The 14083-nt window shown below is 41.9% G+C and carries 13 protein-coding genes and 1 other annotated feature; of the genes, 5 read left to right on the top strand and 8 right to left on the bottom strand.

Features of this window, described 5'->3' with window-relative positions:
- Positions 1-5: 5 nt before the first annotated feature.
- Complete coding sequence (gene pepF / locus ACPF7I_RS03450) at positions 6-1802, bottom strand: oligoendopeptidase F (RefSeq protein WP_430744810.1); 1797 nt, start codon at positions 1800-1802, stop codon at positions 6-8.
- Positions 1803-1840: 38 nt separating this feature from the next.
- Positions 1841-3025: a competence protein CoiA gene (locus ACPF7I_RS03445; RefSeq protein ID WP_430744811.1), complete on the bottom strand. Its 1185-nt coding sequence runs from the start codon at positions 3023-3025 to the stop codon at positions 1841-1843.
- Between the two features lie 222 nt (positions 3026-3247).
- On the opposite strand from ACPF7I_RS03445, the gene mecA reads away from it, so the two are divergent.
- Positions 3248-3916: an adaptor protein MecA gene (gene mecA / locus ACPF7I_RS03440; protein WP_085789498.1), complete on the top strand. Its 669-nt coding sequence runs from the start codon at positions 3248-3250 to the stop codon at positions 3914-3916.
- A gap of 57 nt (positions 3917-3973) precedes the next feature.
- Entirely contained in the window at positions 3974-5479 is a 1506-nt protein-coding gene (gene cls, locus ACPF7I_RS03435) for a cardiolipin synthase (protein ID WP_430744813.1), read from the top strand.
- A gap of 17 nt (positions 5480-5496) precedes the next feature.
- Here the strand turns inward: cls and spxA are convergent, their stop codons facing one another.
- Positions 5497-5907 (bottom strand): transcriptional regulator SpxA, encoded by a 411-nt coding sequence (gene spxA, locus ACPF7I_RS03430; RefSeq protein WP_430744814.1) that lies wholly within the window; start codon positions 5905-5907, stop codon positions 5497-5499.
- Between the two features lie 248 nt (positions 5908-6155).
- Here spxA and ACPF7I_RS03425 point away from each other — a divergent pair, with 248 nt between their 5' ends.
- Positions 6156-6347, top strand: coding sequence for a hypothetical protein (locus ACPF7I_RS03425; protein WP_430744816.1), 192 nt, complete (start codon positions 6156-6158; stop codon positions 6345-6347).
- 101 nt (positions 6348-6448) lie between these two features.
- Here ACPF7I_RS03425 and ACPF7I_RS03420 read toward each other — a convergent pair whose 3' ends face one another.
- The 5 genes from ACPF7I_RS03420 to ACPF7I_RS03400 form a co-directional block, all read right to left on the bottom strand.
- A complete protein-coding gene (locus ACPF7I_RS03420) occupies positions 6449-7378 on the bottom strand; it encodes an ABC transporter ATP-binding protein (protein WP_430744818.1) in 930 nt (309 codons plus the stop codon).
- Entirely contained in the window at positions 7375-8433 is a 1059-nt protein-coding gene (locus ACPF7I_RS03415; protein WP_219985538.1) for an ABC transporter ATP-binding protein, read from the bottom strand. The genes ACPF7I_RS03420 and ACPF7I_RS03415 overlap by 4 nt, the downstream gene beginning before the upstream one ends.
- 13 nt (positions 8434-8446) lie before the next feature.
- A complete protein-coding gene (opp3C, locus tag ACPF7I_RS03410) occupies positions 8447-9457 on the bottom strand; it encodes an oligopeptide ABC transporter permease (protein WP_430744820.1) in 1011 nt (336 codons plus the stop codon).
- Complete coding sequence (opp3b, locus tag ACPF7I_RS03405) at positions 9457-10386, bottom strand: oligopeptide ABC transporter permease (protein WP_430744821.1); 930 nt, start codon at positions 10384-10386, stop codon at positions 9457-9459. The genes opp3C and opp3b overlap by 1 nt, the downstream gene beginning before the upstream one ends.
- A gap of 103 nt (positions 10387-10489) precedes the next feature.
- Positions 10490-12139 (bottom strand): peptide ABC transporter substrate-binding protein, encoded by a 1650-nt coding sequence (locus ACPF7I_RS03400; protein WP_430744823.1) that lies wholly within the window; start codon positions 12137-12139, stop codon positions 10490-10492.
- A 283-nt stretch (positions 12140-12422) separates the two neighbouring features.
- Here ACPF7I_RS03400 and ACPF7I_RS03395 point away from each other — a divergent pair, with 283 nt between their 5' ends.
- Positions 12423-12755, top strand: a complete 333-nt coding sequence (locus ACPF7I_RS03395) for a DUF3899 domain-containing protein (RefSeq protein WP_430744824.1) — start codon at positions 12423-12425, stop codon at positions 12753-12755.
- A gap of 35 nt (positions 12756-12790) precedes the next feature.
- Positions 12791-13019: a binding site (T-box leader), on the top strand.
- Between the two features lie 47 nt (positions 13020-13066).
- On the top strand, positions 13067-14056 hold the full coding sequence (trpS, locus tag ACPF7I_RS03390) for a tryptophan--tRNA ligase (RefSeq protein ID WP_430744826.1): 990 nt from the start codon (positions 13067-13069) through the stop codon (positions 14054-14056).
- The last annotated feature ends 27 nt before the right edge of the window (positions 14057-14083 follow it).

Genomic DNA, 14083 nt, shown 5'->3' with positions numbered 1-14083 from the left:
GCCTTTTATAATAGTTGCTCAAGTTGTTTCAGCTTTTGTTCGAACACTTGGCACGCTTGTTCAATTGGCTCTGGAGATGTCATATCGACACCTGCTTTTTTCAACACTTCAATCGGATAATCGGAGCTTCCAGCTTTTAAAAACTCAATGTATCGCTCGACAGCTGGCGTGCCTTCTTCTAAAATTTGTTTGCTTAACGCTGTTGCAGCGCTAAACCCTGTCGCATATTGATATACATAATAGTTATAATAAAAATGCGGAATGCGCGCCCATTCTAAGCCGATTTCTTCATCGATGACGATGCCGTCTCCAAAATATGTTTTATTTAAGTCGTAATATTTTTCCGTTAACGTTTGTGCGGTGAGCGCCTCGCCGTTTTGCGCCATTTGATGAATCATATGTTCAAACTCCGCAAACATCGTTTGACGGAACACCGTACCACGGAACGTTTCTAAATAATGATTTAATAAATATAACTTTTTCTTCTCATCATCGATCGTCTGTAATAAATAATCGTTGAGTAGCGCCTCGTTGCACGTCGATGCCACTTCCGCTACGAAAATCGAATAGTTTCCGTACGGATACGGTTGATATTTGCGCGTATAATAGCTATGCACCGAATGGCCAAACTCGTGCGCAAGCGTAAATAAGTTATTAACATTATCTTGCCAGTTCATTAAAATGTACGGATTCGTGCCGTATGAACCAGACGAGTATGCGCCACTTCGTTTGCCGCGCGTTTCATGCACATCGACCCAACGATTGTCAAATCCTTCTTTCACAATCGCAATATATTGTTCGCCAAGCGGTGCGAGCCCTTTTAATAACAGCTCTTTTGCTTCTTCGTACGTCACTTTCATATCGACTTGTTTCACAAGCGGTGTATATAAATCGTACATATGCAGTTCATCTAACCCGAGGACGCGCTTGCGCAGCTGAACGTAGCGATGCAACAGCGGCAAATAGCGATGGATCGTTTCGATTAAATTGTCGTACACCGTTTCCGGAATTTGATTTTTGCTTAATGCCGCCTCACGCGCCGAACGATAGTTGCGCACCCGCGCAAAAAAGTTGTTGCGCTTCACCGCTCCGCTTAACGTGCTCGCGAACGTATTTTCATATTTACGATATGTATCGTATACCGCTTTAAACGCGTCGTGCCGCACGCGACGATCTTCGCTTTCAAGAAAACGAATGTAACGGCCGTGCGTCACTTCCACTTCTTCCCCGTTCTCATCTTGAATCGTCGGAAAACGCAAATCGGCGTTATTTAGCGCCCCGAACGTATTGCTGGACGCGTTCATCACATCCGCTGCTTGCGCAAGTAACGCTTCTTCTTTTTCCGATAACACGTGCGGACGTTGACGATTCATTTCATCTAGTTCATGCTCATACAATCGGAGCGGTTCGTGTTGTTGTAAAAACGTGCGGACGACCGATTCATCAAGCGCTAAAATTTCTGGCACGATAAACGCCATCGCATTGCCCGCTTGAGCATACAATCCTTCCGCTCTCGACTCAAATCCTTGATACAGCGAGTTTGTCGTATCTTCATCATGGCGCATATGAGCATACGCATATAACTTCCCTAATCGCAACAACACGTGGTCGCGATATTGCAACGCTTCATATAACGTTTCTGCACTTTCCCCTAGCCTTCCTTTATACTCCGAAAATTTCGGAAGAAGCGCCGCAATCGCCTGAAATTCTTCTTCCCATTGTTCATCAGTCGCAAAAATATCTTCAAGACGCCACGTATACTCTGTCGGAACGTCTTTACGTGTCGGCAACGATTTTGCCATATGGATCACCTCTTGTATCAAAATTGTTTACCTATATATTATTCTCGTTTTATAAAAAAATCCTCTTTTTTGCTTACAATTCGTCGCAACACGTGTTCATCTCCATGAATCGCTTCTTCCACATTGCACGGAAGCGACCATGACCGAATGCGCTGAAATGAGCTTTTTCCAACTTTTTTTAAAAAACGAAGCGAAACGAGCGCATGGAAATAGTCCATGAGCGCATAGGAATAATGGCTTGTTGTCACAAGCGGCAACTGGCGGACGCGAATCACATTTTGACGAATGAAATGCTGCAGTCGATCATATAATTGATGAAACGAAAACGTCACATGAAGCGGAATATTCATCATTTCGATTAACATATACGTTTGCCAAATAAATGGCGGCGTCTCAAACCAATATGAATGACGAAGGGGGATGCCTGCTTCATGTGGAAATAACGATGGAGTCATATGCGCTTCATACACAATGCGGCAAAACGTGCGGTTCGTTCGGTAGTAGAGAGGAGACAGACGCCAATGTTTCTTTTTTATGTTCCAAGCATGAAAAAGGGCGTCTTGTTGTCCGTGAGGTGTGTTATGCAAAGAAGAAAACGAGATCGTATGAATCGGAACGGTCGTCCACTCCCCATACGCAATCGTTGCGGATAGCGGAATGAGATGATGAAGAAACGACATGTTGCGTTGCTTCGGGCAATAAAATGGAATCATCTCTTGGTCGTTGAAAAAAAGCCACGAAAACGAGGACAATTGAAAAAATAACCCACGGCGCTGCACATGCGACGAATGAAGGATCCAAATCGGGACAATGTTTGCGTGCATATACGCTTTCGTTCGCTTCGTAAATAAAGAGGATGAAATCGTGGAGCATTGATACTCTAACGCATACATTTTTTGATGATGGACGACAAATATGTCTGGCCGTTGTTGAATGTGTGGTAAATATGTTTCCACTTTTACTTTCAGTCGTTCATTTGCCAACCATTCGTACAGCTGTTGTTTTCCTTGTAAGTGGGCGAGCGTTTCGCGCTCTGTTTCAATAATACATTTTGCTTCATGGGCAAAATGCGGCATGCGTTTTTTTCCGATTTTCAACTGTACCCGCTTGCGACAAACGGGACAAAAAAACGACTCGTTCGCTCGCCATACGTGCAACTGTTCGACCGTCCAATCTTCTAATAACGAACATACTTCCCCATTTTTAAATAAAGCAATAAACATGTAACCTCCCCTTTCTCCATAAATTTTTCAACAAAGCGAACGATTCTCCTGCAAGAAATACAAAAAATAGGGGAACAACTAAATTTATTGAATTAGGCGTTTTTTATTTCCCTTCTTTCACATTTTATCATACAATAGAAGTACAAGATGTGGGAGGATGGGCGAACGCTCAGGGGTGAATTCCCTTCCTGAATGGATAATCGTAGAAGGGAGCTGAGGAACATGGAAATCGAACGCATCAATGAATATACGTTAAAGCTATATATGTCGTACGGAGACATTGAGGAACGCGGATTTGATCGTGAAGAAATTTGGTACAATCGCGAACGGAGCGAAGAATTATTTTGGGAAATGATTGATGAAATTCATCAAGAAGCGGAACTTTATTTAGAAGGTCCTCTTTGGATTCAAGTGCATGCGCTTGAAAAAGGCATTGAAGTGCTCGTCACAAAAGCGCAAATTTCAAAAGACGGAACGAAATTAGAACTGCCAATTAACGATGAACGATTTAGGGACTTACCTGTCGATGAGAAAATTGAACAAATATTAGATCAACATTTTAATATCATTAAAGCATCATCATCGGCAGCGCCTGAAAATCCGCTTCAGTTCGTCATCCGCTTTAAAAATATCGAAGACGTCATCGCCCTTGCTCATCGTCGCGATTTTTCAACATTAAACAATCGCCTATTCGCATTTGAAAACAACTATTATTTATACGTCGAATTTACAGAAGAAGATGCCGATCGCGACATTGACAATATGTTAAGCATATTGCTCGAATACGGGCAAGATTCTGAAATGACGATTCATCGTCTTGAAGAATACGGAAAAATCGTCATCGCACAACAGGCGCTAACGATGATCGCAAAGCATTTTCCAAACGCATAACGCCGATTTCAATTGCTTGAAATCGGCTTTTTTTCCGCAAGGTTAGGTGAACGATATATGAGAAATGCTTTAAAGGTTGCATTATTTATCCTTGTTTTCATCGGCTTTTTAACGATCACGAAAGATTATTGGGAAGGCTGGCTGCTCGGAACGTTCAGCTTACTTGTCACCTTGTCCGTCATTTTTATTTCATTCGTCATCTTTTTAGAAAACCGCCATCCGGCAAAAACGCTCACATGGCTCGTTTTATTCGGCAGTTTTCCGCTCATCGGCTTTATTTTTTATTTGTTCTTTGGGCAAAATTATCGAAAAAAACGGCTCTTTCGCAAAAAGGCGCTACTCGATGAACAAACGTTTCGCAAACTCGAAACAAACCGTGCCGATCATGAGCGAAAACTGTATATGAAACCTCATCAACAACCGTTGTTACAACTAGCGCAACGGTTGACGAAAGAGTCAATTTCAACGGCGACAAAAACAAGCGTCTTAACGAATGGAGAAGAAACGTTTGCCGCCATTTTTGCACAATTAGAAAAAGCGGAACACCACATTCATCTCGAATATTACATCGTGCGCGATGACGACATCGGCCAGCGCTTAAAACAAATATTAATAAACAAAGCGAAAAAAGGGGTGCACGTCCGCTTTTTATACGATGCGGTCGGAAGTTGGAAACTATCGAAAACGTACATACAGGAAATGCGCGAAGCAGGCGTCGATATGATTCCTTTCTCTCCTGTTCGATTACCATTTTTAAACAATACAATCAACTTTCGCAACCATCGCAAAATTATCGTCATTGATGGAAAAGTTGGTTTTGTCGGCGGCTTAAATATCGGGGACGAATATTTAGGAAAAAACGAATATTTCGGTTTTTGGCGCGATACGCATTTGTTCGTTTACGGGGAAGCGGTTCGTACGTTGCAGCTCATCTTCTTGCAAGATTGGTATTACATGACCGGTCAAACGTTGTTGACGATGAACTATTTAAGCGCTCCAACCGTCGATGAGGCACTCGGAGGCGTCCAACTTGTCGCCGGCGGACCGGATACGAAATGGGAAGTCATTAAACATTTATTTTTTGCGATGATTACATCGGCCCAGCGTTCCATTTGGATCGCCTCTCCGTATTTTATTCCAGATGAAGATATTTTGACGGCGTTAAAAGTAGCGGCATTAAGCGGCATCGACGTTCGGCTTCTTGTGCCGAAGCGCCCGGATAAAAAAATTGTGTTTTACGCTTCTCGCTCGTATTTCCCTGAATTGCTGGAAGCAGGAGCGACCATTTACGAATACGAAAAAGGGTTTATGCACAGCAAAATTGTCGTTGTCGACGGGGAACTCGCGTCGATCGGCACAGCGAATATGGATATGCGCAGCTTCCATTTGAACTTTGAAGTGAATGCGTTTTTATATCAAACGCCAAGCGTACAAACGTTAGTCGATGACTTTTTAAACGACTTTCGCGATTCAACGCAAATCGATAAAAAACAATTTCAACATCGCCCGCTTTGGATGCGCATCGCGGAGTCAACCGCTCGTCTTCTTTCTCCATTGTTATAAAAGGCTTAGCGTGTATGTTACGCTAAGCCTTTGCTATTGACGAGCTGCTGTGCTTGGCGCAGCTGATACGTGCGCACTTTTCTCGGTAAAAATCGGCGAATTTCATCTTCGTTGTATCCAACTTGCAGACGCTTCTCGTCCATAATGATCGGACGACGCAACAGTCCTGGATGTTGGCGAATAATTTCATATAAATCTTGTAACGGCAATGAATCAACTTGAATGTTTAGCTTTTGAAAAATTTTTGATCTTGTTGAAATAATTTCGTCCGTTCCGTTTTCTGTCATGCGCAAAATGCTTTTAATTTCTTCAATCGTTAACGGTTCCGCAAAAATGTTGCGCTCTTTATACGGAATGTGATGTTCTTCTAACCATGCTTTCGCTTTTCGGCAAGACGTGCAACTTGGCGATGAATACACGATAACCATATATATCACTCCCTTAAAAATGGGTTACTGGAATACATTTCTGTATTAAAACACATCTTATTTTAAAATGACTTTAAAAAACTCTACAACGTACATTATACAACAAAAAAGTTTAGAAAGATACAACTTTTTTAACTTCCACACATATTTATACGGTTGTCCAATACGAACGGTTTCATTTTTCGTTGCTTTCATTTGAAATTTTCTCTACAATAAAAATAGACATGGCAAACAGAGGGGGAAATGACATGGTGCAATTTTTTATTGACTTTACGATTGTTGCCATTTTAGTCATCGGTATCACAGCGCTTATGGGCGTCATTTTAAACGGCATCGGTGAAAACATATTTGGCGGACGAAAAAAACGATTACATACAGCGATGAGTGATCATATTCAAACCGGCTGGAAGACAGTTGGCGGAAAAAAAGCTTCGAGATAATCTCGGAGCTTTTTTTAAAAAACAAAATAGTCAAATGAATCAAAATATTGTATAATACTTTAGTGCATCAAACGAAAAAAGCTAATCTCTCGAACGAGAGATTAGCTGTACATCGCCTTATATGTTTCGTACTCTGCTTCAGAGCAGTAAACGAAATGACCTGGCGTAATTTCGCGCATGCGTACGTCTTCGCCTTCTTTATAATTATGTTGAGACGGGTCGTAAATGATCCGTTTACGCGTCCGCTCTGTTTCTGGATCTGGATGCGGGATCGCAGATAAAAGCGACTTCGTATACGGATGAATCGGGTTGCGATACAATTCTTCCGCATCCGCAAGCTCAACCATTTTTCCGAAATACATGACGCCAATTCGGTCGCTAATGTATTTGACCATCGACAAGTCGTGCGCGATAAATAAATACGTTAATCCTTTTTCACGCTGCAACTTTTTCATTAAGTTGACGACTTGCGCTTGAATCGATACGTCTAACGCCGAAATGGGCTCATCGGCAATAATAAACTCTGGTTCAACCGCAAGCGCGCGCGCAATACCGATCCGTTGACGCTGACCGCCTGAAAACTCATGCGGATAACGGTTCGCATGTTCACGGTTCAATCCGACCGTCTCAAGCAGTTCATATACGCGGTTCATGCGCTCTTCTTTCGACTTTGCCAATCCGTGAATATCGATTCCTTCGGCAATAATATCGGCAACAGTCATCCGCGGGTTTAATGACGCATACGGGTCTTGGAAAATCATTTGCATTTTCCGTTTTAATTCTTTCGCTTCTTTCGCTGATTTTTTCCGATGCACACTTTTCCCGTTAAACAACACTTCTCCGCCTGTTGCCTCATATAGCCCAATAATCGTGCGTCCTGTCGTTGACTTTCCGCAACCCGATTCGCCAACGAGACCGAGCGTTTCTCCTTTATAAATATCGAACGTCACATCGTCAACCGCTTTAACGACTTGACCTTTACCGACTTTAAAATATTGTTTTAAGTTTTTCACTTCGACAAGTTTGTTCATCGCTTCTCCCCTCCTCGATCTTTCGTTAATGCTTCGAACTTTTTCATCCGTTCACGAACGACTTTCGGAGGTTCGACTTTCGGTGCGTTCGGGTGAAGCAACCATGTTGCGGCATAGTGCGTATCAGACACTTGAAACATCGGCGGCTCCATTTCGTAATCAATTTTTAACGCATATGCATTACGAGGCGCGAACGCATCGCCTTTTGGCGGATTTAATAAGTCTGGTGGCGTTCCTGGAATAGAGTACAATTCTTCATCTCCGTGCTCTAAGCTTGGCATCGACGCAAGCAACCCCCACGTATACGGATGTTTCGGATTGTAGAAAATTTCATCGACTGTTCCTTTCTCTACAATTTTCCCCGCATACATGACTGCCACACGATCCGCCACATTTGCGACAACACCTAAATCATGGGTAATGAATATAATCGACGTGCCTGTCTTTTTTTGAATGTCTTTAATGAGCTCTAAAATTTGTGCTTGAATCGTCACGTCTAGCGCAGTTGTCGGCTCGTCCGCAATTAACACTTTTGGATTGCACGCGAGCGCGATCGCAATGACGATTCGTTGGCGCATACCGCCTGATAATTGATGCGGATATTGTTTAAAACGAAGCGCTGGCTCTTTAATGCCGACAAGGTCAAGCAATTCAATGGCGCGCGCTTTCGCCTCCGCTTTTGTCATTTGTTGATGTTTTAACAATACTTCTGTAATTTGTTTTCCAATCGTCATCGTTGGGTTTAACGCTGTCATCGGGTCTTGGAAAATCATTGAAATTTCTGCCCCACGCACACGTTGCATTTCTTTTTCCGATAGCTTTGTCAAATCGCGTCCTTCTAATAAAATTTGACCTTGCTTAATTTTTGCTGGCGGCATTGGGAGTAGACGCATGAGCGCTTTTGATGTCACCGATTTTCCTGAACCAGACTCCCCAACGATCGCAAGCGTTTCTCCTTTGTACAAGTCAAACGATACACCTCGTACAGCTTGTACTTCTCCACCGTACACATCAAACGAAATATGCAAATCTTTTACCTCTAGTACCTTCTCCATTGTTCCACCTCCTCTATTTACGCATTTTCGGATCAAGCGCATCGCGCAAACCGTCTGCTAATAAGTTAAAGCTTAAAATAAGCAAGCTGATCACAAACGCTGGAATCATCATTAAATGTGGATAAGTTTGGATCGACTTATAACCGTCATTTACAAGGGAACCGAGCGACGCTTCAGGAGGACGAATACCAAGTCCGATAAAACTTAAAAACGCCTCTGTGAAAATGGCGCTCGGAATTGTAAACATCGTCGTAATAATAATTGGACCGACGACGTTCGGGAGCAAATGTTTGCCGATAATCCGTGCATCAGATGCCCCGAGCGTACGCGCTGCTAATACGTATTCCATATTTTTTAGCTTTAAAATTTGTCCGCGCACAATACGTGCCATCGTCACCCAACCGGTAATAACCATCGCCATCGTAATCGAAATAATTCCCGGTTCAAATACGAGAATAAATAAGATGACAACAATTAAGTTTGGAATACCGACGAGCACTTCAATGATGCGCTGCATCACATTGTCGACGCGCCCTCCGTAAAAACCGGACACACCACCGTAAATAATTCCAATTAATAAGTCAATGGCTGCCGCTAACACCCCAATATATAGGGAAATACGGGCACCATACCACGTACGCGTCCATAAATCGCGACCGAGGTCATCAGTTCCAAACCAATAGTACTCTTTTACACCACGTTTTTCGTATACGTCAATGCCGTTCATATCTTTTCCGTTAAACGGAAGCCAATCAATATGTTCTAACACCGGAATGCGCGGTGGTAATTTCGCATGACTTAAATTTTGCTGTTTGTACGTACGATCGCTCATGATCGGTGCAAAAATAGCCATCAACGTGATGACAATAATCATGATTAGTCCGAAAACAGCACCTTTATTTTTTCTTAGTCGAAGCCAAGCGTCTTGTAAAAACGTCAAGCTTGGACGATTAATTTTTTCCATATCACCTTGACGCTCTGTCGCTAGCTCAAACAACTCAGGAGATAATTGCTTTTCTGTCATTATTTTTTCCCTCCCGCTAAACGAATTCGCGGATCAATTAAGCCGTAAAGCACGTCCACAATAAAAATAACAAAAATAAATAACGCACTATAGAAAATAGTCGTACCCATAATGACCGGATAATCATTTAAGTTAATGGAACGAACGAACTGCTCCCCTAATCCAGGAACTGCAAAAATTTGCTCAATAACAAGCGTTCCTGTCATTAAGTTTACAGCCATCGGACCAAGAATTGTAATAATTGGAATCATTGCATTTCGCAATCCATGCTTAAAAATGACGCCAAAGCCGCTAATTCCTTTTGCACGCGCCGTTAAAATATAGTCCGAACCGAGCACTTCTAACATTTCTGTACGCATAAAGCGCGCGATGCTCGCGATAACGAATACGGATAACGCTAGCGTTGGCATGATCGTGTACTCAAAACCGTCCCAAAACGCAACAGGAAGTAATTTTAATTTTACACCGATGTAATATTGCAACAATCCACCGAATACAAATGATGGAATGGAAATACCTAAAACAGCTAACACCGTCGCTCCATAGTCAACCGCTGTGTTGTGACGAACAGCAGCGATCACACCGAGCAAAATACCAACAATTGTCCCGAATACAAGCGCTTGAAAACCGAGTTGTGCAGATGGACCAATGCGGTCGCCAATCAGTTGTGTGACCGGGCGGTTATCGTATTGGAAAGAAACCCCTAAATCACCTTTTGCTAAATTACCTAAATAGCGAATGTATTGAACTGGCACCGGATCATTCAATCCGTATTTTTCTAAAATGATTTGTTGTTGTTCCGGTGATAGCTTCTCTTGATTTTGCAGAGGGGAACCTGGGAGAAGCTTCATTAAAAAGAACGTGGCTGTTGCAATAATGAATAGTGTAATGAACATATAAATAAGCCGTTGTAACGTATATCGTGCCATATTGCACACCTCCTTACAAAATTAAAAACTTTTTGAAATTTTACTGATTAGCAGGCAAAAGGAGAGTATATGCTCTCGCACATATACTCTCCTTTCTTTTTGATTACTCGATATAAGCCCACTTGTAGCTGTTGTCTGGACCGAATGGATGATCAACGATACCTTTCACGTATTCACGCTCTAAGTACGCTGCACCACGTTGATACATTGGCGCGATAACTGCCTCATCTAACAAGATTTTCTCAGCTTTTACCATTGCATCCCAACGAGCTTGTAAGTCAGAAAGAAGCGTTGTTTTCGCATCTTGCACAAGTTTGTCGTACTCCGCATTTGACCAACCAGTTTGGTTGTGAGCACCGTTTGTGACAAACATGTCGATGAATGTCATTGGATCTTGATAGTCTGGACCCCAACCAGCAAATGATAACTCATATTGCATTTTGCTTTCAAGATCAAGTTTTTGCTTAAATGGTTGTTGTTTAATGTTTACTGTTAATCCTGGTAAGTTTGTTTCAAGTTGCTCTTTTAAGAACTCACCAATTTTCTTCGCACTTTCAGAATCGTAGTTTAACAATTCAAGCGTAACTTTGTCTTTGCCAAGCTCTTTTTTCGCTTGTTCCCAATATTTTTTCGCTTCTTCAGCGTTGAATTTCACTAAGTCGCCATTTTCTTCACGGAAGTCTTTTCCGTTCGGACCTGTAACAAATCCTTCTGGAACGAAGTAGTTCGCTGCTTTTGAACCGTTGTTTAAAATTGTCGCAACCATCGCTTCTTTATCGAAGCCCATCGCGATCGCTTTACGAGCGTTTACGTTTTTCAACACTTCATTCTTTTGGTTCATACGAATGAAGAATAATACTGGTTCAGATTTTGTTTTAAAGTTTTTGTCGCTGCTATATTTGTCAACAAACTCTGCACTTAAACCGACGCGGTCTGCTTTGTTTGTTTCATACAAGTTTACACCTGTCGCTACATCTTTTACGATGTTAAAGTTAATTGTTTCAAGTTTAACTGTTTGTGCATCCCAATATTGTTCGTTTTTCTTTAATTGGAAGCTTTGTTCATGTTTCCACTCGCTTAATACGAACGGACCGTTGTAAATGGTTGTGTTTGCTTCAAGACCGTATTTGTCCCCTTGTTCTTTCACAAATTTCTCGTTTTGTGGATAGAATGTTGGGAACGCTAATAAGCTTAAGAAATATGGAATTGGGTTTTTCAATTCAACTTGTAACGTTTTTTCGTCAATTGCTTTGACGCCTAATTGGTCAACAGGCACTTTTCCTGTATTGACTTCTTCAGCGTTTTTAATATCGTACATAATGTACGCATACTCAGCACCTGTGTTCGGATCAAGCGCTTTTCTCCAAGCATATACGAAATCGTTTGCCGTTACAGGCTCGCCGTTTGACCATTTTGCATCGCGAAGTTTAAATGTGTACACTTTTCCATCTTCGCTTACTTCATAGCTTTCAGCCATTCCTGGCGTAGGCTCGTTGTTTTGGTCTAAACGGTATAACCCTTCAAATACGTTGTTCATGACGCGGAATGACACGCTGTCAGTCGCTAACGTAGAGTCTAATGAAGGAATTTCTGATGACTCAAGCAAGTTCAATACTTGCTCTTTTGCCGGCTCTTCTTGAGCTGGTTGTTTGCCTTCATCAGCAGGCTTCGCTTCTTCTTTGCTGCCACACGCTGCTAAAAACGTGGACAGAGCAAGAAGAAGAGCGAAAAAGATGGATAACTTTTTCTTCATGCGAGTTTCCCCCTCATCTGTTTATTGTATTTATTTCCATCTTCTGATTTATCAGAAGATTTGAAACACAAGGACATTATATAACGAATTAATATATTTGAAAAGATTTTTTAAAAACTTTTTTTAAATTTTCTAACATTTTAACTAAGTGTAAGGTTTTTTAACATATGTGATAAAATCAGCTTGATGACTATTTTATTTGTTTTTTATTCGTTTGTAAATAGAAAATTTACACTTTTTTTAGTATAATACTTCACAGCGATTAAGCGCGAAAGGTGGATGAATGGTGAAAAAAGCAGTCGTGACAAGCTTTCTCGTATTTTTCATTGCGCTAACGGTTGCACTTTTTTCAAGCGATTGGTGGCTCACATTTATTAATATTTCTTTTTACATCGCCCAACCTCTTGTTATTATTGGCGGATTTCGTTTCATATATGAAAAAGGTTTTTTCGATATGACGATTTCTAGTTTTAAACGGTTGTTTCGCCCCCCTGTTGAAATGGATGATGCCGATGAACAAGACGACAATCAAGGGAGAACAAAGTGGGGAGCACCGTTTTTCTTCGCTGGTTTAATCATTACATTACTCACGCTCATTTTGTCGTACGTTCGTTGACAAGGAAAAGCAAACGTCATATAATGTTTCAAAAAACCGATGCGATGACAAAGAATAGTACATATAACGAGGCGTTCAGAGAGCTTGTGGACGGTGCGAACAAGCCGCTAGTTATATGGAATGGGCTTTCGAGCATTCAAGCTGAAACGAGAGTAGGTTTGGACGGTTGCCTTCCGTTACAAAGGCGCCATGCGTAACGCATGGGCAAAGTGATTGTCGCAATGACAATAACTAGGGTGGCACCACGGTTCTATCGTCCCTAAAGATGATAGGACTTTTTTTATTGTCAAAAAATGAAAAGGAGTGATTCGATGAAGACCATTTTTTCAGGTATTCAACCAAGCGGCGTCATTACGCTCGGCAACTATATCGGAGCGATGAAACAGTTTGTTGAACTACAAGACGATTACAACTGCTATTTTTGTATCGTCGATCAACATGCGATTACCGTCCCGCAAGATCGGCTAGCGCTTCGGAAAAACATTCGCAGCTTAGCTGCCTTTTATTTAGCGGTCGGCATTGATCCGAACAAATCGACGTTATTTATTCAGTCGGAAGTGCCTGCGCATGCGCAAGCGGGCTGGATTTTGCAATGCATCGCCTACATTGGCGAATTAGAGCGGATGACGCAATTTAAAGATAAATCAGCCGGAAAAGAAGCGGTCAGCGCCGGATTGTTAACGTATCCGCCGCTTATGGCAGCCGACATTTTACTTTACTCGACAGACATCGTTCCTGTCGGTGAAGATCAAAAACAACATATTGAGTTGACACGCGATTTAGCGGAGCGATTTAATAAACGATACGGCGACATTTTCACGATCCCAGAAGCGCGCATTCCGAAAATCGGGGCACGCATTATGTCGCTCACTGATCCGACGAAAAAAATGAGTAAATCCGATCCGAACCAAAAATCGTACATTACGTTACTTGATGATGCGAAAACGATCGAGAAAAAAGTAAAAAGTGCTGTCACCGATTCAGAAGGCGTCATTCGTTACGATAAGGAAAATAAACCAGGCGTATCGAACTTATTAACGATTTACTCTATTTTAGCGGACGAACCGATCGAGCAATTAGAAGAACGATACGCTGGAAAAGGGTACGGGGAGTTTAAAGCCGATGTCGCTCAAGTCATTATTGACGCCCTAATGCCAATTCAAGAAAAATATTACGAGCTCATGGAAAGCACGAAATTAGACGATATTTTAGACGAAGGTGCCGAAAAAGCAAATCGCGTCGCAAGTAAAATGTTAAAGAAAATGGAAAATGCCATTGGTTTAGGAAGAAAAAGAAAATAAAAACTCAGCTCCACGCGAGCTGAGTTT

It is taken from the genome of Anoxybacillus dikiliensis (assembly GCF_050613275.1).
Classification (GTDB): domain Bacteria; phylum Bacillota; class Bacilli; order Bacillales; family Anoxybacillaceae; genus Anoxybacillus.
This window is presented reverse-complemented; position numbering and strand designations above follow the sequence as displayed.